This is a genomic window from Paenibacillus sp. 102 (genome assembly GCF_039549175.1).
Classification (GTDB): domain Bacteria; phylum Bacillota; class Bacilli; order Bacillales; family Bacillaceae_G; genus Bacillus_A.
This window is the reverse complement of the sequence record NZ_JBCGHT010000015.1, coordinates 1-26,659: the sequence shown is the minus strand read 5'-3', so window position 1 is coordinate 26,659 and position 26,659 is coordinate 1. Positions and strand designations below refer to the sequence as shown.

Sequence of the window (26,659 nt, the reverse complement as noted above, 5' to 3'; positions counted from 1 at the left end):
GCATGAGTAAAGCAGTAGTAGAGCTAAAAGATTTACAAACACACTTTCAGACAGAAGAAGGTACAGTAAAGGCAGTCAATCATGTTAGCTTTTCCGTACGAGAAGGTGAAACAGTTTGTGTAGTAGGAGAATCAGGTTGCGGGAAAAGTGTAACAGCTTTATCTATTATGGGACTTATTGCTGAATCTGGCGGCATTGTTGGCGGTGATATTCTTTATGAAGGGCAAAGTCTTTTAGGAATGAAAGAGAAGGAACTTCGTAGTTTAAGAGGAAATGAAATTGCGATGATTTTCCAAGAGCCAATGACATCCCTTAACCCAGTATTTACTGTTGGAGAACAAATTGTGGAAACGCTAAGAGAACATGAACTCCTTAGTAAAAATGAGGCATATAAAAAAGCGATTGAACTCATTCGTAAGGTGGGTATTGCGCGTGCGGATGAAATTGTACATTCCTATCCACATGAGCTAAGCGGTGGGATGTTACAACGAATTATGATTGCTATTGCGCTTAGTTGTAATCCGAAATTGTTAATTGCTGACGAACCAACAACAGCTCTTGATGTTACTATTCAAGCACAAATATTAGATTTATTAAGACAAGTAAAAGAAGAATTTAAAACATCTATTTTATTAATTACACATGATTTAGGTGTTGTAGCAGAAATGGCAGATTACGTTGTTGTGATGTATGGCGGTAAAGTCATTGAAGAAGCACCTGTACTAGAGTTATTCCAAAATCCGAAACACCCATATACAAAAGGGTTGCTAAAGTCAAAACCGGTAATGGGAAAACGAACAGATAAATTGTATTCCATTCCAGGGCAAGTTCCAAACTTAGTTGGCTTAGGAGAGTTTTGCTACTTTAGTGGTCGTTGTGAACATTGCATGGATATATGCAAGAATGAAGCACCAGAGCTTAAGGTGCATGAAGAGAATCATAAAGTAGCTTGCTGGTTATATGAGGAGCGTGCTGAGCAATGAGTGAACCGTTATTAGAAGTAAAGAATTTAAAAACGCATTTTCCAATTAAGGGCGGCGTATTTGGTAGAACGATCGGACATGTAAAGGCGGTAGATGGAGTAAGTTTTACAATTAATAAAGGCGAAGTATTTGGCCTTGTCGGTGAATCCGGAAGCGGAAAAACAACAATCGGAAAAACGATCCTTCGCCTTGTTCAGAAAACAGAAGGTGAAGTGAAATTTAAAGGGCAAGATGTTCACACGTTATCGAAAGAAGAACTGCGAAAACATCGTCCTAATATGCAACTTGTATTCCAAGATCCATTTAGTTCATTGAATCCACGGATGCGAATTGGTGAAGCACTTGGTGAACCAATGTTGGCGCATGGGCTAGCGACGAAAGAAAACGTTCGTGAAAAAGTATTAGAAGTGCTAGAGTTATGTGGATTAGCACCATATCATATCGATCGTTATCCGCATGAATTTTCTGGAGGACAACGTCAGCGCATTGTTATTGCAAGGGCGATGGTATTAAATCCAGAGTTTATTGTTGCTGATGAACCCGTTGCAGCATTAGATGTATCAATCCAAGCGCAAATTATAAACTTGTTTAGTGAATTACAAGAGAAAAAAGGTTTATCCTATTTATTCATTTCACATGATTTAAGTGTTGTCGAACATTTATGTACCAAAATTGGAATTATGTATTTAGGGACAATCGTGGAAACTGCACCTCGTGATGAATTGTTTGCAAATCCACTTCATCCGTATACGAAGGCGTTGTTATCAGCTGTACCAATTCCAGATCCCACTGTTAAGCGAGAACGAATTATTTTGCAAGGTGATATTCCAAGTCCAGCAAATCCACCCTCAGGCTGCCGCTTTCATACACGTTGCCCGTTTGCAACAGATATTTGCAAGCAGACTGTACCGGAATTTCGTGATGTTGGAGAAGGACATCTTGTTGCTTGTCATCATGTGTAAAAGAAAAGGACTCTTTCAAATTATGAAAGAGTCCTTTATTTTATTTATTTGATGATGGTTGCTTTAATACATACTGCTCAATGGCGTGCGCAACACCATGCTCATCATTTGTTAACGTAACAACATCACATAATTTCTTTACATCTTCTTCAGCATTTCCCATTGCAACAGATAAGCCAGCTACTTCTAGCATTGGTACATCATTAAAGTTATCACCGATTGCAATTGTATCCTGAATTGGAATGTTGAAATAAGATGCCATTTCTTGCAACCCATTTCCTTTATGGCCATGCTTGTCCATAATTTCTAAATTTGTTGGAGCTGATGCTGTGACCATAATTTCTTTATCTTCTTGTAAAGAATGCAGTAGTTGTGAACGATGTTCTGCATTAAACGTTAAAATAAAGAATTTCGAGATTTCTAACTCTGGATTATTTACAACATCCTCTATTTTTTGGAAATCAGTAATTAAGTTCGATTTTTTTTGCTTCTCTGTAATTCTTTCCAGTTCTTCAATTGTAACATCAAGCGCATGCTTATTTTTTTCAAATGCATGCATGACTTTTTCATTCCAATTGTATGGAGAATAAACTCCTTTATTTGTGTACAGCTTATATGGAAATCCTTCAGATTCTAGTAATTTTGCAAGCGTGTATACTTTATCATTTTGTAAACAACGCGCGTTAATTACTTTCCCATCAACATAAACAATTGCCCCATTGCTTGCTCCAACTGGAAGTGATAATTGATACTCTTCCAATAGTTTTAAAGCATCTTCTTTCGCGCGACCAGAACAAATCATTACCACATGACCGGCTGCTTTGGCATCCTGAATAGCTTGTAAATTTTCTTTGGAGATTTCAAGATTAGATGATAGTAGTGTACCATCCATATCTAGTGCGACTAATTTCAAACTGACCACCTCTTTGCTTTTATTATACATAGTTATCTTTAGGAAACATATAAACTTATCTTGGACTTTCTGGAAATGTTAGTGTAAGGAATAAAAAAAACTGCGTACAGTCTATTTTAGAGAGAGGTGTGTGCCTGTATGATCTTGTTCAGTAATAATTGTTCTTGTTTCTATTAGCTATCAATGGAGTAACTTTTTATGGCCGCTGATTGTTACAAATTCTATTGAAAACCGCCCATTAACAGCTGGATTAGCAATTTTTGCTCAATCTTTTGAAACAGGGACACAACGGGTAGAAGTAACAACAGCTACAAGTATGGTTATTTTTCCATTGTTATTAGCATTTCTACTATTTCAACGCCAATTTATTAATAGTTTTGTTCAATCAGGGATTATGTAAAATAAACCTTCTATTGGATGAGATTAAAAATAATGAAAAAAGGGAGCATAAGAATCATATTTATGTAACAAAAAGTAGTAGAAGAGCTATTTATGGCTCTTCTACTACTTTTTATTTCGGTTTGTAACTGTAATGTTACATTAATATTACAAATATGTATGTGTTGAAAAGTGCTATATAAAGGGGTTTATGGATGTTCGTAAATAATGTCGTAAAAAAAATGTAATAAATTTTATGTATTTATATTGCGGTATGAAAAAACTTATGTTACATTAATGTTACAAACGTTACACAAGTTAATTCAATGTAACGTTAAGATAAAAACTATGAATTAATCATTTCTTAAAAATTACATATAAATATCTATTAATAAGGAGAGAGTAAATATGAAAAACGAACAAGTATTACAAGTAACAAAAATGGATTTCTTAGGATCAGCGGGCGGAGCAGCAGTATTAACAGCATTAATCGTACTTCTTTCTAACGTTTTAGTATAATAGAAACTTTGTACAAGCAGTAAAACGGATCGTATCAAATAAAAAGAAAGTTATGAATCGAAGGGAGCATCAGAGATATGGAAAACAAAGAAGTATTACAAGTAACAAAAATGGATTTTGTAGGATCAGCGAGTGGAGCAGCAGTGTTAACAGCATTCATCGTATTTCTAGCTAACGTTTTAGTATAATAGAAATTTTGTAAAAGAAGTGGATAGGTATTACAACATAAAAAGATAGTTAATTGAAGGGAGAATGGAGATATGGAAAACAAAGAAGTATTACAACTAACAAAAATGGACTTATTAGGATCAGCGGGAGCAGCAACAGCGTTAACAGCATTCATCGTATTTCTTTCAAGTGTATTAGTATAATAGAAGTTTTGTACAAGTAATAGACCAGTAGGAAGAGTTTAAAATAAAACTGAAAGGAGAATGAGGAGTATGGAACAAGTATTACAAGTAACAAAAATGGATTTCTTAGGGGCAGCAGGTGGAGCAGCAGTATTAACAGCGCTTATTGTATTCCTTGCAAATGTATTAGTATGATAAGTATAGATAAGCGGAATTTCTCATATGTTATTCATACCATTATTCAAAAAAAATAAAGACTCTAGCATATTATAGATAGTTAATATGTTAGGGTCTTTTTTGTATTCTATTAGTTTTTTCAGTTGTTCTATATAAGTACAAATTGAAAAAAACGACATAAAACCATTCCCTTTAGTTGGGAGAGAGGATCCGCTCATGGGTAGAAGCGGTCAGATCCTTTTTTAGCCCCATGCCATGTGAAAACAAAGAGAAAAAACAAGTGCAGGTTACCTTTTATTCTTCGGAGCGGTGACTTATATGTTGTAAAAGTCAAAATGGATTTATATATCCACCTTATTCAATCATATCCTTCCATGTATGAGTTCCTTGTTATTTTAAAGAGAAAAAAGTCGAATTTTATATGGAAGAAAAAAAGAGGAATTTGACAGAAAAGATAGAAAATTTTAAGAGTCAGAAATTTGTTAGCTTGCTAACTAATTTTTTTAGTGATAGCTGGAAGCGTTTTCGATTGGTTTAAATTATGTAATATCTAATTTATTTACAGGGGGATGAGGAGTTTATGAAACAAAAATCTATGGATACGTTAGCTGCACAAATGGAGGATTTCTTTCCGGTACGTGATGTTGATCATTTAGAATTTTATGTAGGAAATGCAAAGCAATCAAGTTATTACCTTGCGAGAGCGTTTGGATTTAAAATTGTTGCCTATTCTGGATTAGAAACAGGAAACCGTGAAAAGGTATCTTATGTTCTTGTGCAAAAAAACATGCGTTTTGTTGTGTCTGGGACTTTAAATAGTGAGAGCCGTATTGCAGAATTTGTAAAGACTCATGGTGATGGAGTAAAAGACGTAGCTTTACTTGTTGATGATGTTGAAAAGGCCTATTCAGAGGCTGTAAAACGAGGTGCTGTTGCGATTACTCCACCAGAAGAATTAACAGATGAGCATGGAACATTAAAAAAGGCGGTTATCGGTACGTATGGTGATACAATCCATACTCTTGTGGAGCGTAAAAATTATAAAGGTAAATTTATGCCTGGTTATGAAGAAGTTGAATTCAATATTCCGAGTGAAGAATCAGGATTAATCGCTGTGGATCATGTTGTTGGTAACGTTGAAAAAATGGAAGAATGGGTTAGCTATTATGAAAACGTTATGGGCTTTAAACAAATGATTCATTTTGATGATGATGATATTAGTACGGAATATTCCGCTTTAATGTCAAAAGTTATGACAAATGGAAGTCGTATTAAGTTTCCAATTAATGAACCGGCAGATGGAAAGCGCAAATCACAAATCCAAGAATACTTAGAGTTTTATAATGGTGCAGGTGTACAGCATTTAGCATTATTGACAAATGATATTGTGAAAACAGTTAAAGCGCTTCGTGCCAATGGAGTTGAGTTTTTAGATACACCAGACACGTATTATGATGAGTTAACAGCGCGCGTCGGTGAAATCGATGAAGAAGTTGATAAGTTAAAAGAACTTAAGATTCTTGTGGATCGTGATGAAGAAGGTTACTTGCTACAAATCTTTACGAAGCCAATCGTGGATCGTCCAACATTATTTATTGAAATTATTCAGCGTAAAGGTTCTCGTGGATTCGGAGAAGGAAACTTTAAGGCTTTATTTGAATCCATTGAAAGAGAACAAGAGCGCCGCGGAAATCTATAAAATTGTTATCTGTCAGTGGGGGATGGAGAAAACCCCCACTGATTAAAGTTTCACTTTATATAAACGGTGAGGAGGAATAGTGATGAAATTTATTACATTTCGTCTTCCTTCAGGAGAAATGCGTGCAGGTTGGCTGGAAGGTGACAAAGTCATCGATATGAATCTAGTAAGTAATGGAACTCTTCCTTCATCTATGCTCGCTTTTTTAGAGAAAGCGGATGAATATATAGAAATCGTACGTGGTATTCGAAAACCAACAAGTGGCGTGTATGCTTTGGAAGATGTGCAGCTTTGTGCAGCCCTTCCCAATCCAGGTAGTATTCGTGATTTTTATGCGTTTGAGCAACATGTCAAAACGGCTCGTGGGCGGCGTGGTTTAGATGTTGTTCCGGAGTGGTATGATATTCCAGTTTTTTATTTTACAAATCACCGTGCTGTGATTGGACCAGACGTTACAGTTTCTTGCCCGAAACAATCTCAAAAGCTTGACTATGAATTAGAAATTGCTTGTGTCATTGGGAAAGAGGGAAGAAATATTTCGCGTGAACAAGCAGAAGAATATATTTTCGGTTACTGTATTATGAATGATTGGAGTGCAAGGGATTTGCAAGCTAAGGAAATGAAAGTGGGGCTTGGTCCTGCAAAAGGAAAAGACTTTGCGACTTCATTAGGAGCTTATCTTGTTACGAAAGAGGAGTTAGAAGCTTATCGCACAGGTGAACAGTATAACTTAGAAATGACTACTCACGTCAACGGAGAACTTTTGTCTAAAGGGAATTTTCAGGATATTTACTATACGTTTGCAGAAATGATAGAACGTGCTTCAGCGGATGTGACGTTATATCCAGGAGATGTAATTGGTTCTGGAACGGTTGGTACTGGCTGTATTTTAGAACTTGGTACAGAAAAGTGGTTGCAAGATGGTGACGTTGTAGAACTTACAATCACTGGGCTTGGTGCATTACGTAATACAGTGAAAAAAGAAATGAAAGCGGGTGATGGGCATGTATTATCGTCACATGGGGGAGCTTCCTCATAAACGACATGTGCAATTTCGTAAAGAAGATGGATCACTTTATCGTGAACAGGTGATGGGAACGAAAGGTTTCTCTGGTACACAATCTATTTTATATCATCATTATATGCCAACTGAAGTAGGACACGCCGCGCTAGCGCATTCCTGTCAGTTGCAGTATGAAGAAGATGTAGCGCTTGCTCATCGTCATTTTCGTACGAAGGAAAATAGAAAAACTGGTGATGCAGTAAGTGGAAGGAATTTTATATTAGGGAATGAGGATTTATTAATCGGTGTTGTTAATCCGACAGAAAAAATGGATTATTTTTATCGCAATGGTGATGGAGATGAAATGTTATTTGTTCATTATGGAACTGGGAAAATTGAGACAATGTTTGGAACGATTCATTACCGTAAAGGTGATTATGTAACGATTCCGATCGGAACAATTTATCGTGTTATTCCAGATGAGGGAGAGTCTAAGTTTCTTGTTGTAGAAGCGAATAGCCAAATTACAACACCACGTCGTTATCGTAATGAATATGGCCAATTGTTAGAACATAGTCCTTTCTGTGAAAGGGATATCAGGGGACCAGAGAAGTTAGAGACATATGATGAAAAAGGCGAGTTTGTCGTTATGACAAAGTCGAGAGGTTATATGCATAAGTATGTTATGCAGCATCACCCATTAGATGTTGTTGGATGGGATGGATATTTATATCCTTGGGTCTTTAATGTGGAGGATTTTGAACCAATTACAGGCCGTATTCATCAGCCACCGCCAGTCCATCAAACTTTTGAAGGTCATAACTTTGTTATTTGTTCTTTTGTACCACGTTTATATGATTATCATCCAGACGCAATTCCAGCGCCGTATTATCATAGTAACGTAAATAGTGATGAAGTTCTTTATTATGTGGAAGGGAACTTTATGAGTAGAAAAGGTGTAGAAGAAGGTTCAATTACACTTCATCCAAGTGGTATCCCGCATGGGCCGCATCCTGGAAAAACAGAAGCGAGCTTAGGGAAAAAAGAAACAATTGAATTAGCAGTGATGATCGATACATTCCGTCCGCTTCGCATTGTGAAACAAGCGCATGAAACGGAAGATGAGAAGTATATGTATAGTTGGATTGAAGAAGGTTCATATACTACGAAATAAAAGAAAGAGGCATACTCATTTTCTGAGCATGCCTCTTTTTTAGTTGGAATCGACAATGTATAGAATATCAAAAATAATTATAAAAAGATATAGGGATATAACTATATACATTATTTGTATATTATCTATCTTTTTATGTCGAATGATGAAATTATTTAATGTGGTAAACAAATGCGATAATGAAAGATACTATATAGGGGTTATGGTATATTCTTTTTGTTGATTAGATATTTTTCTGTTTATTTCGACAAAAGTATTGACTAAAAAACATGTTATGAGTAAAATAAAAACACGAATTAAAAATTTTCTGAAAATTATAAATTAGAGGTGCATGCTATGAAACAAATTTTTCAAAAAAAGCCGATTGCGAAACTAATGCAAGAAAGTAAACAGAAAACATTAGCGAGAACATTGGGAGCACTGGATTTAACAATGCTTGGGATTGGGGCTATTGTTGGGACAGGGATTTTTGTTCTGACTGGTGTTGTGGCAGCGAAACATTCTGGACCAGCTATCATTTTATCATTTGCTATAGCTGCATTAGCTTGTGCTTTTGCTGCATTCTGTTATGCGGAATTTGCATCTTCTGTTCCAGTTTCAGGAAGTGTTTACACGTATACATACGCAACGATGGGAGAGGTATTTGCATTTTTAATTGGATGGGATTTAATGTTGGAATATTTATTAGCGACATCTGCGGTAGCAAATGGATGGTCTGCTTATTTTCAATCTTTATTAAAAGGCTTTGGAATTCATATTCCGACCATTATATCTTCTGCTCCTGGAACGGGAAAGGGTGGTCTTATTGATTTACCAGCTGTCATTATCATTTTAATTATGACTGCTCTTTTATCTAGAGGTGTACGGGAAAGTGCTCGCGTAAATAATATTATGGTTTTTATTAAGATAGCGGTTGTAATACTTTTTATCTTTGCTGGTTTTAATTATGTAAAGCCGGAAAACTGGACACCGTTCATGCCGTTTGGTCTTGATGGCGTAATGGCTGGAGCTGCAACAGTATTCTTTGCATTCATTGGATTTGATGCTGTATCGACAGCAGCGGAGGAGGTAAAACGTCCGCAACGTGATTTACCAATTGGTATTATAGCATCATTACTCATTTGTACAATTCTTTATATCATTGTTTCACTTATTTTGACAGGGATTGTACCTTATGGTCAACTGAATATTTCTGATCCAGTAGCTTTCGCACTTCAGTTTATTGGACAAGGTGGTTTAGCTGGTGTTATCTCGGTAGGAGCAATTACAGGAATTACAACTGTAATGTTAGTTATGATGTATGGACAGGTTCGTGTTTCATATGCAATGAGTCGTGATGGGTTATTACCGAAGCGTCTTGCAAAAGTTCATCCGAAATTTAAAACACCGTTTTTGAATACATGGACAACAGGGATTATTGCAGCACTTATTTCGGGGCTTATCGATTTAAATGTATTAGCACACCTTGTAAATATGGGAACATTATCTGCTTTTGCACTTGTGGCAGTTGCGGTTATCGTAATGAGAAAAACCCACCCAGATCTACCACGTGCTTTTAAAGCGCCGCTTGTACCATTTTTACCTGCATTAACAGTTATCTTTTGTATATATTTAATGCTTCAATTATCAGGAACCGCATGGATGAGTTTTGGTATTTGGATGGTGATTGGTGTAGCCGTTTACTTCCTATATAGTCGAAAGCATAGTGTTTTAAACAATAAAAAAGATGAAGAAGATGTAGCGAATTTATAGAGAAAAGATCCGTTCTAAATAGAATAGAACGGATCTTTTGTTTTGAAAATTTACATTTTTCTAAAATTAATATAAGATAAGGAGTGGTTGATTAAAGGGGTGTTGTAAATGAAACAGACATGGCGTGAGTTACAAGCGATGGACCGTAACGTGTGGATTCGTTTTATAGGAGAAACATTGAACGGGATTGCAATGATGATGTTAATGCCATTTTTTGCATTATATTTAAAAGATAAAGTAGATTCTTTATTGCAAGTAGGGATTATTATGGCACTTTCTCCGATTGCAGCAAGTTTTGGTTCTCTGATAGGAGGCAGGATTGCTGATATATATGGTAGAAAGCCGATTATGATCGTTTCGATGGCGAGTAATGCGGTGTTGATGCTTGGCTTTTTATTTATAGAAGGATTTATTCCTTATGCTATCTTGTCTATTCTTTTAGGATTAAGTAATTCGCTATTTCATCCAGCGGCATCGGCGATGGTAGCGGATGTGACAGCGCCTGAAAAGAGGACGGAGGCGTACGGTTTATTACGAATGGGACATAATATTGGGGCAGCAATCGGACCCATTATGGGGGCTTCGGTAGTTGTTCTTTCAAAAAACCTAGTGTTTATTATTGCTTCATCTACAATGCTGTTTTATGCACTGCTTGTGTTAATACTTATTCAAGAAACCATGCCGAAAACTGTATCGAAAGAACAAAGGGATAAGGAAAAGAGATCAGAATCTGTTTGGAAAGTTGTCTTGCGAGATAAGGTACTAATGATTTATTTGTTGGCCGGTATTATTATTTCCATGGGTTTTTCGCAAACAGAAGGTATGCTTCCCCTTCATTTTGATAATGAAATGAAAGAAATCTTTGGTAAAAACAACCCGTATCCATATGTAATGGCTTTAAATGGCTTGCTAGTTGTCTTATTCCAGTTCCAAATTTCAAAATGGGCAACAGATAAACCAGTTGGAAAGACAATGCTATATGGGGCGTGGTTATTTGGAATTGGGTTATTTTTCATCGGTTGGCTTCCAAAGTGGTTTGGTGGATTTGGAACAAATGCTACAGTTGTTTTAATAACATTACTAGTTGTCTATGCGGTATATACGCTAGGTGAAATGATTATGTCGCCTGTACAAATGACATTTGTAGCCAATTTGGCACCGGAACATTTACGCGGGACATATATGGGTGCAGCAAGCTTGCAGTGGATTACAGGAAATGCATTTGGACCGCTCCTTGGAGGCTTTTTACTTGATCGATTGTTAGGGCACGTATTGTTTACAATATTAGGGGCGGGCTGTTTAGTAGCAGGTCTTGTATATATTTCTTTAGATCGCCTTGTAGAACAAAGACAAAAGGGAACTGTGGCGAAACAGTCTTCTTAATCAATAGGTGACATACACAAAAGGTGGTATTTCTTCATATATATTAGGTACATAACTATATAAATACAAATTGAAAACCGACATAAAACCTTTTAGGTGGGAGAGAGTATTCAGCTATATATGAGGATTAAAAAAGCGATATAAAACCATTCTCTTTAGATGGTAGAGAGGATCCGCCGGTGGATAGAAGCGGTCAGTTCCTTTTTTAGTCCCATGCCATGTGAAAACAGAAAGAGGAAATGAGTGGAAGTCTCTTTTTATTTTTCATAGCCGTAATTTATATGTTGAAAAATCAAATTGAATTTATATAGAAGTGGTCAGGTCCTCTTCCTGCCCCATGCCAAGTTAAAACAAAGAGAGAAGAATGAGGTCAGGTCACCTTTTCTTCTTTATAGCCACGACTTATATGCCTGCAAATCAAAATGGGTTTATATAGAATGGGTCATAACACGGTTTTGCTATAAGAAAAAGCTATGGATTTAGGATAACTGTTCATAAAAATGCGATGGATGAAATCGCAATGTAATTTATGGGAATTTTGTTTTGTTTTCTTACCCGCAGGCAGTAAGACTAGTGGGGAAAGTTTCACTTTATTTCAAATAGGAACTACCTATTTCTATAAAAAGTGCTAAAATAGAAAAATGAAAACAATTGGTTAGGGTGATTTCATTGACGAAAATTAAATTAGGTTTATTATATGGTGGAAAATCAGCGGAGCATCAAGTTTCATTACAAACAGCTCTTGCTGCTATTAAAGCATTAAATCAAGAAAAATTCGAGATTCATCCAATTTATATTACAGAGCAAGGTCAGTGGATGCGTGGTGAACGTATCGAAGGTGAAGTAACAACTGTTGAAGCATTACAAATGAGTGGGGAAGAAAATACAATCTCTCCTGTTTCATTAAGTACAGAAATTATCCCAGCTGCAAATTCTAAACAAGAAGATGCAATTGATGTTATTTTCCCGTTATTACATGGACCAAATGGTGAAGATGGAACGGTACAAGGATTATTAGAATTACTGAACATTCCATACGTAGGTAACGGTGTATTAGCATCAGCTGCCGGTATGGATAAAGTTGTTATGAAAAATATCTTTGCAGAAGCTGGATTGAAACAAGCGAAATATGCATCTTTCATTCGTAGCACATGGGAAAAAGATCGTGAAATAGCATATGAAAAGGTAGAAGAAGTATTAGGCTATCCTTGCTTCGTAAAACCAGCAAACCTTGGTTCAAGTGTTGGTATTAATAAGTGTAAAGATCGTGAAGAGCTTGACAATGCATTTGAAGAGGCATTCCAATTTGACCGCAAAATTATTGTAGAAGAAAACATCGTAGGGCGTGAAGTAGAAGTTGGTGTATTAGGTAATGATGAACCGAAATGTTCAGTTGTAGGTGAAATTGTACCGAAAAAAGACTTCTATGATTACAAGTCGAAATATATCGATGGTGATACAGCATTAATTATCCCAGCTGAAATGACAGAAGAAGAGTCTGATGTAATTAAGCGAGATGCAATTATTGCATTCCAATCTTTAGATAGTGCTGGATTAACAAGAGCGGATTTCTTCTTAACGAAAGATGGAGAAGTATACATTAATGAAGTAAATACAATGCCAGGATTTACGCCATTTAGTATGTTCCCGCTGCTATGGCAACATACAGACTTACCGTATCCAGAGTTAATTGAAGAGTTAATTCGTTTGGCGATTGAGCGTCACGAAGAAAAGCAAAAAATTAAATATACAATCTAACAAACAAAGGAGGAAGCACTATTCAAGAGAATAGTGCTTCCTCTATGTAAGGAGTGTTTTTATGATAAAGCGAACGTTAAAACAAGTAGAGCAAATGGTACTTGGTACAGGTTTGGTGGAAAAATATTTTAATGAAACTGTACAAGGTGTATCAATCGATACACGGAAAATTGAAAAAGGTAATTTATATGTTCCGATTCAAGGTGATCGCTTTGATGGTCATTCTTTTGTAGATAAAGCAATTGAAAATGGTGCTGTAGCTACTCTTTGGAAAAAGGATGTACAAAATCCCCCTACGAATATACCGGTGATTTTTGTAGAAGATACACTTGAAGCGCTGCAAACATTAGCGAAAAGCTATCGTGATCAGTTAGATGTAAAAGTTATAGGTGTAACAGGAAGTAACGGTAAAACGTCTACGAAGGATATTGTTACAAGCCTCCTTGCAACCAAATTTAAGGTTCAAAAAACAGAAGGGAACTTTAATAACCATATCGGTTTGCCGCTCACTATTTTAAGTCTAGAAGAAAATACAGAAATGGCTGTATTAGAGATGGGAATGTCTAGCCTGGGTGAAATTGAATTTTTATCTAAGTTAGCTCGTCCGAACGCTGCAATCATTACAAATATTGGGGAAGCACATTTAATGGATTTAGGATCCCGCGATGCGATTGCTGAGGCGAAACTTGAAATTGTTACAGGGTTACAAGATGGTGGAGTCTTTGTATACAATGGGGATGAGCCTCTATTAACAAATCGTGTTCCAAAGATGAATTTAGCAGCAGAAACTGTTACGTTTGGTGATGCGAGAGCAAATGATTATTATCCGACTTCTGTAACATTACAGGCGACTGGCACTCATTTTAAGATGAATCAGGAAGAAAATGTTATATTTTCTCTGCCGGTCCTTGGAAAACATAATGTATATAATACATTGGCATCAATGGCGATTGCGAAATATTTTGGTGTAACGTGGGAAGAGATGAAGCGAGGTCTACTAACGCTTAAAATGACAGGTATGCGTATGGAAATTGTAAAAACAGATAGTGGATTAACGATTATTAATGACGCATATAATGCAAGTCCAACAGCAATGGAAGCGGCGTTCCATTTAATGAATGGTTTAGATGGATTTTCGAAAAAAATTGTTGTTCTTGGGGATATGTTAGAACTGGGTGACCAAGAAGTGCAATTTCACTATGAAGTGGGTAAATTAATCGATCCAGCTCGAATCTCTTATGTGTTTACTTATGGTAAATTAGGAGCGCAAATTGCTGAGGGGGCAAAGATTAACTTTTCTAATGAACGTGTAAAAGCATACGACAATAAAGAAGAACTTGTGAAAGAATTGCAATCAGTTGTTGATGTGAAAGATGTGGTATTAGTAAAAGCATCTCGTGGAATGAAATTAGAAGAAGTTATTACGATGTTGAAATAATTGGTGTATATAAATAGGGATGATAGATAAAAAATAGCGAAAACTTATAATAAGCGCTTACAGTAAATGATTTGAAAATAAAAGTAAAGAAAAAAGCTCTTTATATGAAATAAGGTAACAGTTGGGTTTGCTTTTTGCACATACAAAACTTATAATTGATAAAGTGTAATAACGTTTAGAAGTATTTTCGCGAAGAATATACGCCCGTTTATATACGTGAGCATTCAGGAAAAGGGCTTTTCCGCAAACACGGAAAATGCCTTTTTTTAAATGATAAAGTATAGGATAGAAAAGGAGAAGTAACATTGACAACATTTCGAGAATTAGGATTAAGTGATTCTTTACTGCAATCTGTTGAAAGTATGGGCTTTGAAGAGGCTACGCCAATTCAAGCTGAAACAATTCCACATGCATTGCAAGGTAAAGACATTATTGGGCAAGCGCAAACAGGTACAGGGAAAACAGCGGCATTCGGATTACCACTATTAGACAAAGTGGCTACAAATAAAGAATCAGTTCAAGGTATTGTTATCGCTCCAACACGTGAATTAGCGATTCAAGTTGGGGAAGAGCTTTACAAAATTGGTAAACATAAGCGTGTTCGTATTTTACCGATTTATGGTGGGCAAGATATTAATCGTCAAATTCGTGCTCTAAAAAAACACCCACACATTATTGTTGGTACGCCGGGACGTATTTTAGATCACATCAACCGTAAAACACTTCGTCTACAAAACGTAGAAACAGTTGTTCTTGATGAAGCGGATGAAATGTTAAACATGGGCTTCATTGAAGATATTGAAGCAATTTTAACAGATGTGCCAGAAACGCATCAAACATTATTATTCTCAGCAACAATGCCAGATCCAATCCGTCGTATTGCTGAGCGTTTCATGACTGAGCCTCAACACATTAAAGTAAAAGCAAAAGAAGTAACAATGCCAAACATTCAGCAATTCTATTTAGAAGTGCAAGAAAAGAAAAAGTTTGATGTGTTAACGCGCTTATTAGATATTCAATCTCCAGAGCTTGCAATCGTATTCGGTCGCACAAAGCGTCGTGTTGATGAATTATCAGAAGCATTAAATTTACGTGGTTATGCAGCAGAAGGTATTCACGGTGATTTAACACAAGCGAAGCGTATGTCTGTATTACGTAAATTTAAAGAAGGTTCTATTGAAGTGCTTGTTGCAACAGACGTTGCAGCGCGTGGTCTTGATATTTCAGGTGTAACACACGTATACAACTTCGATATTCCACAAGATCCAGAATCATATGTTCACCGTATTGGTCGTACTGGTCGTGCTGGTAAAAAAGGTATTGCAATGTTATTTGTAACACCACGTGAATCAGGACAATTAAAAAATATCGAGCGTACAACAAAACGTAAAATAGACCGCATGGATGCACCGACACTTGACGAAGCATTAGAAGGTCAACAACGTTTAATCGCAGAAAAACTTCAAAGCACAATTGAAAATGATAACTTATCATACTACAAACGTATTGCAGAAGAAATGTTAGAAGAAAATGATTCTGTAACTGTTGTAGCAGCTGCTTTAAAAATGATGACAAAAGAGCCAGATACAACACCAATTGCTTTAACATCAGAACCGCCAGTTGTTTCAAGAGGTTCTAAAAAACGTGGCGGTAACGGAAATGGATACCGTGATGGTAACCGTAACCGTAGTCGCGATGGACGCGGTGGTGGTGATGGCCGTAATCGTGATCGCAACCGTGATGGTCGTAATCGTGATGGTAATCGCGATGGTAACCGTGATGGTAACCGCAACCGTGGTCGTAAAGGTGAAGGTCAAGGTCGCCCAGGATCTTCAAATGGACGCGGCGAAAGAAAACATCATAGTCGTAAACCACAAGCTTAATAAAAAAGGATGTCCAAAAGGACATCCTTTTTTTATATAATTGTGCATACTACATAATGGGGTATATGTATAGAAAAGAGGGGTTTTATGCTTGTAAGACTCGGTTATGTAGCGATGAGCATGCACTTAAAAAATGCATCTCCGTCTCAGACGATGACCTATGCACAATTTCAACGTATTAAAGATCGAGAGGCGGCGATTCATAAGCTTGAAAGAATTGCGAGTTCTAACTTGGACAATTGTTTGCGGTTATTAAAGCATAATAAAGGGCATGACATATCTTTTTTTCGATTTAGTTCAAAATTGGTGCCGTTAGCTAACCATGAAGATTTATTAGATTGGAATTACATTCGTCCTTTAAAAGAGAAATTGAAAGAAGTGGGTGATTACGCGACTCGGATGAAGATGAGAATCGATTTTCATCCAGATCACTTTGTGGTGCTAAATTCACCTCAAGAACATATTTTGAAACAATCAATAAAGACGCTTCAAATGCATCGGAAGCTATTAAAGGGAATGGGAATGCAGAAGGGACCTCGTTGTGTGTTACATGTTGGTGGAGGTTATGATGATAAAGAACTTGCCTTAGAACGCTTTATAGAAAATTGGTCGAATATTCCTGTAAGTATCCAAGAGATGATTATGTTAGAAAATGATGATACGACTTTTTCATTACAAGAAACATTATATTTAGGTGAAAAACTGGCAGTTCCAGTTGTATTTGATCTGCATCATCATATGATGAATAACAATAAAGCAGGTTGGTATGAACATTGGGACCGTGTAGTGAATGTATGGAAAACTGCTTTATTGCCAATTAAAATGCATATTTCTAGTCCGCGAGAAGGGAATGACCCTAGAGCTCATGCGGATTTTATTGATGCAGATACATTTTTATCCTTTTTACAGAAAATCAAAGGTAGTGTTCCACAGATTGATTGTATGATTGAAGCGAAGAAAAAGGATGAAGCTTTATTTCAATTAATACGAGATCTTGGTGCGAAACCGGAGGTGGAAATAATCGATGGTGGGAGCTTTTATGTGAAATAAGCTCTACACCATCGTTTTTTTTGTTAAAAATGGAGTGCAAATACCGCCGATCAGTAGTCCGGCTAAATGGCTAATAGGGTTAGCGGAAGGATTAAAGAAGGTAAAAAGAAGTAATAGAAATATAATTGCAGAAAAGAAAACTAACTCTTTTGGGTTAGAAGAGCGATAGCGACTATATAAAAGAAACAGTTGTGCGCCAAGTAAACCAAAAATCCCACCTGATGCGCCGGCATGAATATACCCGATAGGCATAATCATATAAGAAAAAATATTGCCGCTAATGCCGGCGGTGAAAAATAAAATAGGAAAGCGGACGCTACCTAGTTGTTTTTCGATAGATTGACCGAGCAGAAATAGACAAATGCTATTGGAAAAAAAGTGCTGAAAGTCTACATGTATAAATAGAGAGGTTATAAGTCGCCACCATTCCCCTTCAGAAATATATTCATTGTAAGCAGCTAAATTAGAAAAGAAAAAATCTCCTGGTATCATCATGAGGAGTTGCAAGCAAAGTAAAAAAAGAACGATGGGTTGTAAGGTGGTCCGCATATGTGATATTGGCATTTTATATTTTCACTCCTTTTGCATCAGAAAGATTCTCTGTTATTCTTACAATATGAATGAAGGAATACAAATAGAAGAAGGAGACTTTTGAAATGATTATAGGGATTGGAATTGATATTATCGAACTGAATCGAATTGAAAAAATGCTAGATGGAAAGCTTAAATTTATGAATCGTATTTTAACTGAGGGGGAACGTAGTGTTGCTTCTGAATTAAAAGGAAATCGTCTTGTAGAATTTGTAGCAGGAAGGTTTGCGGCGAAAGAAGCGTATTCTAAAGCTGTTGGAACTGGTATCGGAAAAGAAGTGAGCTTTTTAGATATTGAAATAAAAAATGATGATAGAGGCAAGCCGATTCTCACTGCAAATACGGAACATATCGTTCATTTATCAATTAGTCATAGTAGAGAATTTGCAGTGGCACAGGTTGTTTTAGAAAGCTCGTCACGCTAGTCTGCATATTTTATATCTTTGTCTCATATATTTGAGTTAGCGATAAGGAAGAAATATCTTCCATTCATTTATAGGGGCAAAGGGGCTGAAATAATGAAAAGGCAGCTATTTTTAGTTATTGTCGGTTTATTGACCGTTTTCGTGTTAGCCGGTTGTATGGAAAAGAAACAAGAAGATGTCGTGCGAGATTTAGAAGCGAAGGTTAAGGGGATGAAGAGTTATCAAGCTGAAGCGAAATTATCTATTAAAACGGGGAATGAACCACAAGAATATAACGTGGAAGTTTGGCATAAAGAACCTTCTTATTATCGTGTGAATTTAAAAAATACAAAGAAAGATCAGAGCCAAATTATTTTAAGAAATAATGAAGGTGTATTTGTATTAACACCGGCTCTTAATAAAAGTTTTCGATTTCAAAGTGACTGGCCGCAAAATAGTAGTCAGGCTTACTTATATGAATCGCTTGTAAGAGACATTTTAAAGGATAAGAAGAATCTTTCATTTGAGAAAACAGATAAATATTATGTGTTTAAGACAAAAACGAATTACCACCATCAAAATATGCTGCCGAAGCAAGAAATTAAATTTAATAAAAGTGATTTAGCGCCTGTTTCAGTAAAACTGATGGATAATGATCAAAATGTTCTTGTGAAAGTAGATTTTTCAAAAGTGAAGTTTGACACGAAATTTGATAAGGGTGCATTTGATACGAAGCAAAATATGTCTAGGGCGCAAGTAGATGTACAAACAACAGTGAAAGAAGACAAACCATTTGCTATTCTATATCCGCGTGATACTCCGCAAGGGATGGTTTTAAATGAAGAGAAAGAGCTAAAGACAGACAGTGGCAAACGCGCAATACTCACATACACTGGGAATAAGAAATCCTTTACATTAATACAAGAAAAGGCGAAGGTTGCTGAAGCTTCAGCGTCAATAAGTGTAAGTGGAGAGTTAGTCGATCTTGGTTTTACAATTGGTGCTCTAACAAAAGATTCGTTAACATGGTCGTATAACGGGGTGGAATATATGCTCGTGTCTAAAGGTTTAGAACCGGATGAATTATTAATGGTAGCTCGTTCTGTCTCGGAAAAACAAGTGAAATAAAGTGAAACGGGCTTTTACGAGCGGTTATCCCTCCCACGTACTGGAGGCCTTACTGCCCGTGAATAGCGGGATAAACTTCTTGGGCGTGGTGATGTATATGCACCACGTTTTTTCTTGTTTTGAAGAACGGATTTCCTAAAAAGACGAATATAAAAGAATAAGCTTCGCATATCGTATATAAGGAAGTGTTTTTATGGAAGAATCATCATTTTACCGTGATACGTGGGTAGAAGTGAATTTGGACGCCATTTATAACAATGTAACGCACATTAAAGAAATTATCCCGGAAAGTGTTGAGGTTTTTGCTGTAGTAAAAGGGAATGCATATGGACATGACTATGTTCCGGTGGCTAAAACTGCGTTAGAGGCTGGAGCAACAAGGTTAGCTGTTGCTTTTTTAGATGAAGCATTAGTGCTTCGCCGAGCAGGTATCACTGCACCGATTTTAGTATTAGGTCCATCATCACCGCGTGTTGTGAATGTAGCTGCTGAAAATAATGTGGCATTAACTGTTTTCCAAAAAGAGTGGGTCAAGGAAGCGGTAGAAATCTGGGATAGCTCGGTACCATTACGTTTTCATATTAATTTCGATAGCGGTATGGGAAGAATCGGAATTCGAGAACGCAAAGAATTAAAAGGTTTTTTGCATAGCTTAGAAGATGCTCCGTTTTTCGAATTAGAAGGAGTGTATACGCATTTTTCAACAGCAGATGAAGTGGAAACCTCTTATTTTGATAAGCAATATAATACTTTTTTGGAACAGTTAAGTTGGCTTGAGGAATTTGGAGTAGACCCAGAGTTTATTCATGCAGCTAATAGTGCAGCTACTATGAGGTTCCATGGTATTACATTCAATGCTGTTAGACTGGGAATTGTAATGTACGGGTTAACTCCTTCTGTAGAAATACGTCCGTTCTTACCGATTAAATTAGAGCCTGCTCTTTCACTTCATACGACGGTTGCTCATATTAAAAAAGTTATTAAAGGTGATGGAATTAGTTATAGTGTCACTTATCGAACGAAGACAGAAGAGTGGATAGCGACGGTGCCAATTGGATATGCAGATGGTTGGCTTAGAAGATTGCAAGGATTTAAAGTACTTGTGAATGGGAAAAGAGTTCCGATTGTAGGCCGGATTACAATGGATCAATTTATGATCCATCTTCCTTGTAAGGTTCCTCTTGGAACAAAGGTAACGCTTATTGGAAGGCAGGATGACCAATATATTAGTGCCACTGAGGTTGCAGAGTATTCAGGGACCATTAACTATGAAATTATTACAACAATAAGCTTTCGAGTTCCACGTATCTTTATTCGAGGTGGTAAAGTTGTCGAGGTCATCAATTATTTGAATGACATATAAGAAAGAGGCTTTACGATAGTTATTACCTTGTTAGTTATCAATAGTGAGGGAAGCTCCCGCGTATGGGAATTTCGCTTCATTTCTTATTAGAAAGAGATAAAAAGTAAAAGAGAGTGAATGTTTTGTTTGTGAATTGGAAAACATAAACAAGGAATAAGGAAGTCTTTGCAACAGACCCCATACAATGGTATTATTACAATAGGTGTCATATATATATTTGGGTGTGTAGTTGACGGTGGAGGTGTATTTTTGTGTCCGAATCAAGTGTAACTACTGAAATCGTGGTTCGGTTGCCGAAGCAAGTGGTAACGGAATTGGACGGAATTGGAAAACAAGAGAATAAGAATCGCCATGAACTAATTTGCCAGGCAACACAACTGTTATTGCGTCAACATAAGACGAAGAAACGCTACCAACATGAATCTATGCGACGTGGGTATATTGAAATGGGAAAAATTAATCTTGGTATTGCATCTGAAGCTTTCTTAGCAGAGTATGAAGCAGCTCATACAGTAGAACGCTTAGTTAGCGGGGGGTAATATTTTGATTGTAAAACGCGGCGACGTGTATTTTGCAGACCTTTCCCCAGTTGTTGGTTCTGAGCAAGGAGGCGTTCGTCCGGTTCTTGTCATTCAAAATGACATCGGAAATCGTTTTAGTCCGACTGTGATTGTGGCGGCTATTACTGCACAGATTCAGAAAGCAAAATTGCCCACACATGTGGAAATTGATGCGAAAAAGTACGGGTTTGAGAGGGATTCGGTTATCTTGCTTGAGCAAATCCGAACAATCGATAAACAGCGCTTAACGGACAAAATCACTCATTTAGATGAAGTGATGATGAGTCGTGTAGATGAAGCTCTGCAAATTAGTTTAGGACTAATAGATTTTTAAATCGGCAGTTTAAGTTGCTCTCTTTAAGGGGCAACTTTTTTTATTAGAGGAGGTTTCGGTTGTATATGGAAACGGTAGATAATCGACAAGCGTTAATGAAAATGTTAGTGAAAGAATTAGGCTTTACAGAAAAGCAAGTTCGTCATGTTATTCAATTAACAGAAGAAGGTAACACAGTTCCATTTATTGCTCGTTACCGAAAAGAATGGACAGGTTCTTTAGATGAAGTGCAAATTCGTACTGTCTTAGAAAGATGGCAATATATGATGCAACTTGAAGATCGAAAAGAAGAGGTTCTTCGTCTGATTCATGAAAAGGGAAAATTAACAGAAGAGTTGCGCCATCATATTATATCTGCAGTAAAGCTACAAGAAGTAGAAGACTTGTACCGTCCTTATAAAGAAAAAAGAAGAACGAAAGCGACAATCGCGAAAGATAAGGGATTAGAGCCATTAGCTGAGTGGCTACTTCTGTTTACAAAAGAAGACCCGGAAGATAAAGTGAAGGAATTTGTTAATGCCGAGAAAGAAGTACAATCTATCCAAGAAGCACTGCAAGGTGCACAAGATATTATTGCAGAAATTGTATCGGATGATGCGGCATACCGCAGTTGGATTCGAAATATCACTTTTAAAAAAGGGATGATTGTGTCCTCTGTAAAAGATGAAGAAAAAGATGAAAAAAATATATATGAGATGTATTACGGTTATGAAGAGCCACTGCAAAAAGTTGTACCACATCGTGTATTAGCTATGAATCGTGGTGAGAAGGAAGAAATGTTGAAAGTTTCGGTTCTTCCGCCAACAGAAGAAATTATTCGATTTTTACATAAAAAAGTGATTCATGATGAATCTTCTAAAAGTGCACTATATGTACAATTAGCGATTGAAGATGGATATAAGCGATTAATTCAGCCGTCAATCGAAAGGGAGATTCGTAAAGAATTAACTGAAACGGCAGAAGAACAAGCAATTCACATTTTCTCTGAGAATTTACGTAATTTATTATTACAGCCACCGATGAAAGGGAAAGTAGTATTGGCGGTGGATCCTGCGTATCGAACAGGGTGTAAGTTAGCGGTAGTAGATGATACAGGGAAAGTGCTGCATATTGATGTCGTTTATCCGCACCCACCTGTTCGGAAATATGAAGATGCAAAAACAAAAGTTATTTCTATTATAGAGAAATATCAGGTTCAGATGATTGCGATTGGAAATGGTACAGCTTCTAGGGAGACAGAAGAGTTTATAGTAGATGTTTTACAATTCGTACAGCAAGATGTATTTTATATTATTGTCAATGAGGCCGGTGCTAGTGTCTATTCAGCTTCTGATTTGGCTCGTGAAGAATTTCCGGATCTTCAAGTTGAAGAAAGAAGTGCTGTTTCTATTGGACGCCGCTTACAAGATCCCCTTGCTGAACTTGTGAAAATTGATCCGAAATCAGTTGGAGTAGGACAATATCAGCATGATGTATCACAGAAGAGATTAAATGAATCATTAACATTTGTTGTGGAAACAGCTGTTAACCAAGTAGGAGTGAATGTGAATACAGCTTCTGTAGCGCTATTGCAATACGTTTCGGGATTATCAAAAACTGTTGCGAAAAATATTGTTGCGAAGCGTGAGGGAGATGGGAAATTTACAAAACGCACAGAATTAAAAAAAATACCACGGCTAGGTGCTAAAACGTATGAACAATGTATTGGTTTCTTACGTATACTAGAAGGTAAAAACCCACTTGATAGAACAGGTATTCATCCCGAGCAGTATAAAAGTGTTGAATTGCTATTAAAAAGTTTAGGATTAGCGATTGATGATGTAGGACAACCGCATTTACAAAAATGTTTAGAAGAAGTGGAGGTTTCTAAATTATCTCAAGAGACGAATATTGGTGAGCCGACATTAATTGATATTATAGATGCCCTAATTAGTCCGGAAAGAGATATGCGTGATGAATTGCCAAAACCACTTTTGAAAAAGGGGATTCTCAAATTAGAAGATTTAAAGCGTGGTATGGAGTTGGAAGGAACTGTTCGAAATGTTGTTGATTTTGGTGCTTTTGTCGATATTGGTGTGAAACAAGATGGTTTAGTACATATTTCTAAACTGAGCAAACAGTTTGTGAAGCATCCGTTAGATGTGGTGTCTGTCGGACAAATTGTAAAGGTATGGGTAGATGATGTTGATATGAAAAAAGGACGCGTTGCCTTATCAATGTTACCTATTGAATAAGAATGGGAAGAGGGCAGGTGTAGCGCTGCTCTTTTTTCTTGAATGGATGTTAGTGGAATTTTAATCGGTGGGGGGAAGCTTCAGCCCCCACTGATTAAACGTTCACTTTATCAGGAATTTTGATGTGTTTTGCTATAATAAAACCAGCATTCATTTAGTAACTTAATTTGATACCGGTTTTTTTCAAAATATGCACGCTGCATTTGCTTTCGGAGCCACGTAGGCATAAGAATCCCTCCTTGTTTAATCCGGCTCTAACAAGTAGCCCCTATGGACTGAGATGAAGATTCAAAGTAAGTGAAAAACTCAATCTTGGGAACTGCTTATAAGAGTTTGGTCAGCGAAGTTCTATGAACAGATGAGGGAGAAGATGGTTTATAGAAGTTGCGCTTTTTGAATGAGGATGGGTATATGTACTATTTAATATATGTATAAGAAAGAAGAAAAGTGTAAGTTTATTTTTAGTTTTTTGGGGGAATCAAAATGAATGAAAAAGAAATCCAAAGATTTGTAGAAGAGATATCATTGCAATATTTCGGGAGGGCTTTTTTACATAAAGCAATGTTCAATAAACGACTGCGTACAACTGGTGGGAGGTATTTGCTCAGAAGTCATAATATAGAATTAAACTATCATTATTATGAAGTGTATGGAAAAGAAGAACTAATTGGTATTATTAAGCATGAGCTATGTCATTATCATCTGCATATTATGGGGAGGGGATATCAACATCGGGATCGAGATTTTCGTCAGTTATTGAAAGAGGTTGGAGCTCCTAGATTTTGTAAGCGGATAGCGGGAGTGAGAAAAGAGCCTAAAACATATTTGTATGAATGCATAGAATGTACTCTTCAATATGTAAGAAGACGTCAAATCAATACAAAAAGATATGTTTGCGGAAAGTGTAAAGGTAGATTAAAAGAGATAAAAAACACCTTGACAGTTAAAAATCAATCCAGTATATTATAAACATGTCACGTTTGTACAAAATGTTGTATAAACGACTTGACTTATAATATGAATTTATATAAGATGTAAATTGTCTTTCTTATTCCGCAGTAGCTCAGTGGTAGAGCTATCGGCTGTTAACCGATCGGTCGTAGGTTCGAGTCCTACCTGCGGAGCCATACAGAGAAGTACCCAAGTGGCTCAAGGGGCTCCCCTGCTAAGGGAGTAGATCGCTAACGCGGTGCGAGGGTTCGAATCCCTTCTTCTCTGCCATTCATATTGGCCCGTTGGTCAAGTGGTTAAGACACCGCCCTTTCACGGCGGTAACACGGGTTCGAATCCCGTACGGGTCACCACTTTCGGAGGATTAGCTCAGCTGGGAGAGCACCTGCCTTACAAGCAGGGGGTCGGCGGTTCGATCCCGTCATCCTCCACCATATATAATTTGTAAATAGTGTCGTCGCGGGGTGGAGCAGTCCGGTAGCTCGTCGGGCTCATAACCCGAAGGTCGCAGGTTCAAATCCTGTCCCCGCAACCAATGGTCCCGTGGTGTAGTGGTTAACATGCCTGCCTGTCACGCAGGAGATCGCCGGTTCGACCCCGGTCGGGACCGCCATTTATAACTTCTGCTAATAAGCAGTTGTTTTTTATTTCTTATCGTGATATAATGATTTTCGTCACAAAAAAAGAATGACTTCGATGGGCTATAGCCAAGCGGTAAGGCAACGGACTTTGACTCCGTCATGCGCTGGTTCGAATCCAGCTAGCCCAGCCATTTACGAGCCATTAGCTCAGTTGGTAGAGCATCTGACTTTTAATCAGAGGGTCGAAGGTTCGAATCCTTCATGGCTCACTTTTTCTTAATTTCCGCGCGGTCGTGGCGGAATGGCAGACGCGCTAGGTTGAGGGCCTAGTGGGGGAAACCCCGTGGAGGTTCAAGTCCTCTCGGCCGCACCAAAGAAAAAATAAAAAAGCACTTGCATTTGAAAACGCGGTGTGATAAGATAATTGAGTCGCTGAAATGAGACGGCGATACAACATCATGAATAAGCGCCCGTAGCTCAATTGGATAGAGCGTTTGACTACGGATCAAGAGGTTAGGGGTTCGACTCCTCTCGGGCGCGCCATAACGGGAAGTGGCTCAGCTTGGTAGAGCACCTGGTTTGGGACCAGGGGGTCGCAGGTTCAAATCCTGTCTTCCCGACCACGCGGGTGTAGTTTAGTGGTAAAACAAGAGCCTTCCAAGCTCTGGTCGAGAGTTCGATTCTCTTCACCCGCTTTTAGTTCTTTGAAAACTGAACGAAACAAACAACGTGCAACGTCAATTTTTATTTTATGATGCTAGACAAACTAACTTTATTGGAGAGTTTGATCCTGGCTCAGGATGAACGCTGGCGGCGTGCCTAATACATGCAAGTCGAGCGAATTTCTTAAGAGCTTGCTCTTAAGAAATTAGCGGCGGACGGGTGAGTAACACGTGGGTAACCTGCCCATAAGACTGGGATAACTCCGGGAAACCGGGGCTAATACCGGATAACATTTTGCACCGCATGGTGCGAAATTGAAAGGCGGCTTCGGCTGTCACTTATGGATGGACCCGCGTCGCATTAGCTAGTTGGTGAGGTAACGGCTCACCAAGGCAACGATGCGTAGCCGACCTGAGAGGGTGATCGGC

General features: G+C 37.5%; 25 protein-coding genes, 12 tRNA genes, 1 rRNA gene and 1 pseudogene. 36 read left to right on the top strand and 3 right to left on the bottom strand.

Translation table 11 applies throughout. The features are described from left to right. The first annotated feature begins 2 nt into the window (after positions 1 to 2). Positions 3 to 983, top strand: a complete 981-nt coding sequence (locus AAIE21_RS22880) for an ABC transporter ATP-binding protein (RefSeq protein ID WP_343268875.1) — start codon at positions 3 to 5, stop codon at positions 981 to 983. After that, on the top strand, positions 980 to 1,945 hold the full coding sequence (locus tag AAIE21_RS22875; protein WP_343268874.1) for an ABC transporter ATP-binding protein: 966 nt from the start codon (positions 980 to 982) through the stop codon (positions 1,943 to 1,945). The genes AAIE21_RS22880 and AAIE21_RS22875 overlap by 4 nt, the downstream gene beginning before the upstream one ends. A 40-nt stretch (positions 1,946 to 1,985) precedes the next feature. Here AAIE21_RS22875 and AAIE21_RS22870 read toward each other — a convergent pair whose 3' ends face one another. Next, positions 1,986 to 2,858 carry a Cof-type HAD-IIB family hydrolase gene (locus AAIE21_RS22870; protein ID WP_481858707.1) on the bottom strand — a complete coding sequence of 291 codons (873 nt, stop codon included), beginning with the start codon at positions 2,856 to 2,858 and terminating at the stop codon, positions 1,986 to 1,988. 163 nt (positions 2,859 to 3,021) lie between these two features. Between AAIE21_RS22870 and AAIE21_RS22865 the strand changes: the two are divergent. From AAIE21_RS22865 to uvsE, 14 genes and pseudogenes are all read left to right on the top strand, one after another. Further along, positions 3,022 to 3,258 (top strand): annotated as a pseudogene (locus tag AAIE21_RS22865) (carbohydrate ABC transporter permease); the annotation flags it as partial. A 386-nt stretch (positions 3,259 to 3,644) separates the two neighbouring features. Next, positions 3,645 to 3,755, top strand: coding sequence for a DUF3948 family protein (locus AAIE21_RS22860; RefSeq protein WP_343268872.1), 111 nt, complete (start codon positions 3,645 to 3,647; stop codon positions 3,753 to 3,755). A gap of 77 nt (positions 3,756 to 3,832) precedes the next feature. Then, positions 3,833 to 3,943, top strand: coding sequence for a DUF3948 family protein (locus tag AAIE21_RS22855; RefSeq protein WP_343268871.1), 111 nt, complete (start codon positions 3,833 to 3,835; stop codon positions 3,941 to 3,943). A gap of 72 nt (positions 3,944 to 4,015) precedes the next feature. After that, positions 4,016 to 4,126, top strand: a complete 111-nt coding sequence (locus AAIE21_RS22850; protein ID WP_033797748.1) for a DUF3948 family protein — start codon at positions 4,016 to 4,018, stop codon at positions 4,124 to 4,126. 60 nt (positions 4,127 to 4,186) lie between these two features. Then, positions 4,187 to 4,300 carry a DUF3948 family protein gene (locus AAIE21_RS22845; RefSeq protein WP_026049362.1) on the top strand — a complete coding sequence of 38 codons (114 nt, stop codon included), beginning with the start codon at positions 4,187 to 4,189 and terminating at the stop codon, positions 4,298 to 4,300. Positions 4,301 to 4,862: 562 nt separating this feature from the next. Continuing rightward, complete coding sequence (gene hppD / locus AAIE21_RS22840; RefSeq protein ID WP_343268870.1) at positions 4,863 to 5,981, top strand: 4-hydroxyphenylpyruvate dioxygenase; 1,119 nt, start codon at positions 4,863 to 4,865, stop codon at positions 5,979 to 5,981. A gap of 82 nt (positions 5,982 to 6,063) precedes the next feature. After that, positions 6,064 to 7,020 carry a fumarylacetoacetate hydrolase family protein gene (locus AAIE21_RS22835; protein ID WP_343268869.1) on the top strand — a complete coding sequence of 319 codons (957 nt, stop codon included), beginning with the start codon at positions 6,064 to 6,066 and terminating at the stop codon, positions 7,018 to 7,020. Next, on the top strand, positions 6,986 to 8,158 hold the full coding sequence (locus tag AAIE21_RS22830) for a homogentisate 1,2-dioxygenase (RefSeq protein WP_343268868.1): 1,173 nt from the start codon (positions 6,986 to 6,988) through the stop codon (positions 8,156 to 8,158). The genes AAIE21_RS22835 and AAIE21_RS22830 overlap by 35 nt, the downstream gene beginning before the upstream one ends. A gap of 336 nt (positions 8,159 to 8,494) precedes the next feature. Beyond that, positions 8,495 to 9,910, top strand: coding sequence for a branched-chain amino acid transporter BcaP (gene bcaP, locus AAIE21_RS22825; protein WP_343268866.1), 1,416 nt, complete (start codon positions 8,495 to 8,497; stop codon positions 9,908 to 9,910). A gap of 108 nt (positions 9,911 to 10,018) precedes the next feature. Beyond that, positions 10,019 to 11,293, top strand: coding sequence for an MDR family MFS transporter (locus tag AAIE21_RS22820; protein WP_343268865.1), 1,275 nt, complete (start codon positions 10,019 to 10,021; stop codon positions 11,291 to 11,293). Between the two features lie 669 nt (positions 11,294 to 11,962). Next, complete coding sequence (locus AAIE21_RS22815; protein WP_343268864.1) at positions 11,963 to 13,051, top strand: D-alanine--D-alanine ligase; 1,089 nt, start codon at positions 11,963 to 11,965, stop codon at positions 13,049 to 13,051. A gap of 61 nt (positions 13,052 to 13,112) precedes the next feature. Beyond that, complete coding sequence (locus AAIE21_RS22810) at positions 13,113 to 14,489, top strand: UDP-N-acetylmuramoyl-tripeptide--D-alanyl-D-alanine ligase (RefSeq protein WP_343268863.1); 1,377 nt, start codon at positions 13,113 to 13,115, stop codon at positions 14,487 to 14,489. Between the two features lie 305 nt (positions 14,490 to 14,794). Further along, a complete protein-coding gene (gene cshA, locus AAIE21_RS22805) occupies positions 14,795 to 16,372 on the top strand; it encodes a degradosome RNA helicase CshA (protein ID WP_343268862.1) in 1,578 nt (525 codons plus the stop codon). An 87-nt stretch (positions 16,373 to 16,459) separates the two neighbouring features. Continuing rightward, entirely contained in the window at positions 16,460 to 17,422 is a 963-nt protein-coding gene (uvsE, locus tag AAIE21_RS22800) for a UV DNA damage repair endonuclease UvsE (protein WP_343268861.1), read from the top strand. A 3-nt stretch (positions 17,423 to 17,425) separates the two neighbouring features. Here uvsE and AAIE21_RS22795 read toward each other — a convergent pair whose 3' ends face one another. Next, entirely contained in the window at positions 17,426 to 17,986 is a 561-nt protein-coding gene (locus AAIE21_RS22795) for a rhomboid family intramembrane serine protease (protein ID WP_343268860.1), read from the bottom strand. Positions 17,987 to 18,078: 92 nt separating this feature from the next. On the opposite strand from AAIE21_RS22795, the gene acpS reads away from it, so the two are divergent. The 6 genes from acpS (at position 18,079) to AAIE21_RS22765 (ending at position 24,036) form a co-directional block, all read left to right on the top strand. After that, positions 18,079 to 18,438, top strand: coding sequence for a holo-ACP synthase (acpS, locus tag AAIE21_RS22790; protein ID WP_343268859.1), 360 nt, complete (start codon positions 18,079 to 18,081; stop codon positions 18,436 to 18,438). A gap of 156 nt (positions 18,439 to 18,594) precedes the next feature. Then, complete coding sequence (locus AAIE21_RS22785) at positions 18,595 to 19,545, top strand: LolA family protein (protein WP_343268941.1); 951 nt, start codon at positions 18,595 to 18,597, stop codon at positions 19,543 to 19,545. A gap of 193 nt (positions 19,546 to 19,738) precedes the next feature. Next, the gene (gene alr / locus AAIE21_RS22780; RefSeq protein WP_343268858.1) at positions 19,739 to 20,908 is read left to right on the top strand and encodes an alanine racemase; all 1,170 of its coding nucleotides are present in this window, start codon (positions 19,739 to 19,741) and stop codon (positions 20,906 to 20,908) included. A 251-nt stretch (positions 20,909 to 21,159) separates the two neighbouring features. After that, complete coding sequence (locus AAIE21_RS22775) at positions 21,160 to 21,447, top strand: antitoxin EndoAI (RefSeq protein WP_000004571.1); 288 nt, start codon at positions 21,160 to 21,162, stop codon at positions 21,445 to 21,447. 4 nt (positions 21,448 to 21,451) lie between these two features. Beyond that, positions 21,452 to 21,802 (top strand): type II toxin-antitoxin system endoribonuclease NdoA, encoded by a 351-nt coding sequence (gene ndoA, locus AAIE21_RS22770; protein WP_000635965.1) that lies wholly within the window; start codon positions 21,452 to 21,454, stop codon positions 21,800 to 21,802. Between the two features lie 65 nt (positions 21,803 to 21,867). Then, positions 21,868 to 24,036 (top strand): Tex family protein, encoded by a 2,169-nt coding sequence (locus tag AAIE21_RS22765; protein ID WP_343268857.1) that lies wholly within the window; start codon positions 21,868 to 21,870, stop codon positions 24,034 to 24,036. A 110-nt stretch (positions 24,037 to 24,146) separates the two neighbouring features. Here AAIE21_RS22765 and cmpA read toward each other — a convergent pair whose 3' ends face one another. Beyond that, positions 24,147 to 24,263, bottom strand: coding sequence for a cortex morphogenetic protein CmpA (gene cmpA / locus AAIE21_RS22760; RefSeq protein ID WP_017154227.1), 117 nt, complete (start codon positions 24,261 to 24,263; stop codon positions 24,147 to 24,149). A gap of 256 nt (positions 24,264 to 24,519) precedes the next feature. On the opposite strand from cmpA, the gene AAIE21_RS22755 reads away from it, so the two are divergent. The 14 genes from AAIE21_RS22755 to AAIE21_RS22690 form a co-directional block, all read left to right on the top strand. After that, positions 24,520 to 25,005 carry a SprT family protein gene (locus AAIE21_RS22755; protein WP_343268856.1) on the top strand — a complete coding sequence of 162 codons (486 nt, stop codon included), beginning with the start codon at positions 24,520 to 24,522 and terminating at the stop codon, positions 25,003 to 25,005. 83 nt (positions 25,006 to 25,088) lie between these two features. Further along, positions 25,089 to 25,163 (top strand) — tRNA-Asn (locus tag AAIE21_RS22750). 3 nt (positions 25,164 to 25,166) lie between these two features. Beyond that, a tRNA-Ser gene (locus AAIE21_RS22745) sits at positions 25,167 to 25,257 on the top strand. A gap of 8 nt (positions 25,258 to 25,265) precedes the next feature. Continuing rightward, positions 25,266 to 25,340: transfer RNA gene (locus AAIE21_RS22740), tRNA-Glu, on the top strand. 5 nt (positions 25,341 to 25,345) lie between these two features. Continuing rightward, a tRNA-Val gene (locus tag AAIE21_RS22735) sits at positions 25,346 to 25,421 on the top strand. 24 nt (positions 25,422 to 25,445) lie between these two features. Further along, positions 25,446 to 25,522, top strand: a tRNA-Met gene (locus tag AAIE21_RS22730). 2 nt (positions 25,523 to 25,524) lie between these two features. After that, a tRNA-Asp gene (locus tag AAIE21_RS22725) sits at positions 25,525 to 25,600 on the top strand. A gap of 84 nt (positions 25,601 to 25,684) precedes the next feature. After that, positions 25,685 to 25,759, top strand: a tRNA-Gln gene (locus AAIE21_RS22720). A gap of 5 nt (positions 25,760 to 25,764) precedes the next feature. Beyond that, positions 25,765 to 25,837 (top strand) — tRNA-Lys (locus AAIE21_RS22715). 18 nt (positions 25,838 to 25,855) lie between these two features. Then, positions 25,856 to 25,941: transfer RNA gene (locus AAIE21_RS22710), tRNA-Leu, on the top strand. A 93-nt stretch (positions 25,942 to 26,034) separates the two neighbouring features. Next, positions 26,035 to 26,111: transfer RNA gene (locus AAIE21_RS22705), tRNA-Arg, on the top strand. 3 nt (positions 26,112 to 26,114) lie between these two features. Further along, positions 26,115 to 26,191, top strand: a tRNA-Pro gene (locus AAIE21_RS22700). A gap of 1 nt (position 26,192) precedes the next feature. Continuing rightward, positions 26,193 to 26,263, top strand: a tRNA-Gly gene (locus tag AAIE21_RS22695). Between the two features lie 77 nt (positions 26,264 to 26,340). Beyond that, a 16S ribosomal RNA gene (locus AAIE21_RS22690) occupies positions 26,341 to 26,659 on the top strand; the annotation flags it as partial.

Coding starts and splice junctions, on each gene's coding strand:
- AAIE21_RS22875 (WP_343268874.1), top strand. CDS start 980: ATGAGTGAACCGTTATTAGAAGTAAAGAATTTAAAAACGCATTTTCCA.
- AAIE21_RS22860 (WP_343268872.1), top strand. CDS start 3,645: ATGAAAAACGAACAAGTATTACAAGTAACAAAAATGGATTTCTTAGGA.
- AAIE21_RS22765 (WP_343268857.1), top strand. CDS start 21,868: ATGGAAACGGTAGATAATCGACAAGCGTTAATGAAAATGTTAGTGAAA.
- AAIE21_RS22880 (WP_343268875.1), top strand. CDS start 3: ATGAGTAAAGCAGTAGTAGAGCTAAAAGATTTACAAACACACTTTCAG.
- AAIE21_RS22850 (WP_033797748.1), top strand. CDS start 4,016: ATGGAAAACAAAGAAGTATTACAACTAACAAAAATGGACTTATTAGGA.
- acpS (WP_343268859.1), top strand. CDS start 18,079: ATGATTATAGGGATTGGAATTGATATTATCGAACTGAATCGAATTGAA.
- AAIE21_RS22830 (WP_343268868.1), top strand. CDS start 6,986: ATGTATTATCGTCACATGGGGGAGCTTCCTCATAAACGACATGTGCAA.
- AAIE21_RS22820 (WP_343268865.1), top strand. CDS start 10,019: ATGAAACAGACATGGCGTGAGTTACAAGCGATGGACCGTAACGTGTGG.
- AAIE21_RS22795 (WP_343268860.1), bottom strand. CDS start 17,986: ATGCCAATATCACATATGCGGACCACCTTACAACCCATCGTTCTTTTT.
- AAIE21_RS22810 (WP_343268863.1), top strand. CDS start 13,113: ATGATAAAGCGAACGTTAAAACAAGTAGAGCAAATGGTACTTGGTACA.
- AAIE21_RS22755 (WP_343268856.1), top strand. CDS start 24,520: ATGAATGAAAAAGAAATCCAAAGATTTGTAGAAGAGATATCATTGCAA.
- AAIE21_RS22835 (WP_343268869.1), top strand. CDS start 6,064: ATGAAATTTATTACATTTCGTCTTCCTTCAGGAGAAATGCGTGCAGGT.
- AAIE21_RS22785 (WP_343268941.1), top strand. CDS start 18,595: ATGGAAAAGAAACAAGAAGATGTCGTGCGAGATTTAGAAGCGAAGGTT.
- AAIE21_RS22855 (WP_343268871.1), top strand. CDS start 3,833: ATGGAAAACAAAGAAGTATTACAAGTAACAAAAATGGATTTTGTAGGA.
- AAIE21_RS22845 (WP_026049362.1), top strand. CDS start 4,187: ATGAGGAGTATGGAACAAGTATTACAAGTAACAAAAATGGATTTCTTA.
- hppD (WP_343268870.1), top strand. CDS start 4,863: ATGAAACAAAAATCTATGGATACGTTAGCTGCACAAATGGAGGATTTC.
- bcaP (WP_343268866.1), top strand. CDS start 8,495: ATGAAACAAATTTTTCAAAAAAAGCCGATTGCGAAACTAATGCAAGAA.
- alr (WP_343268858.1), top strand. CDS start 19,739: ATGGAAGAATCATCATTTTACCGTGATACGTGGGTAGAAGTGAATTTG.
- cmpA (WP_017154227.1), bottom strand. CDS start 24,263: ATGCCTACGTGGCTCCGAAAGCAAATGCAGCGTGCATATTTTGAAAAA.
- uvsE (WP_343268861.1), top strand. CDS start 16,460: ATGCTTGTAAGACTCGGTTATGTAGCGATGAGCATGCACTTAAAAAAT.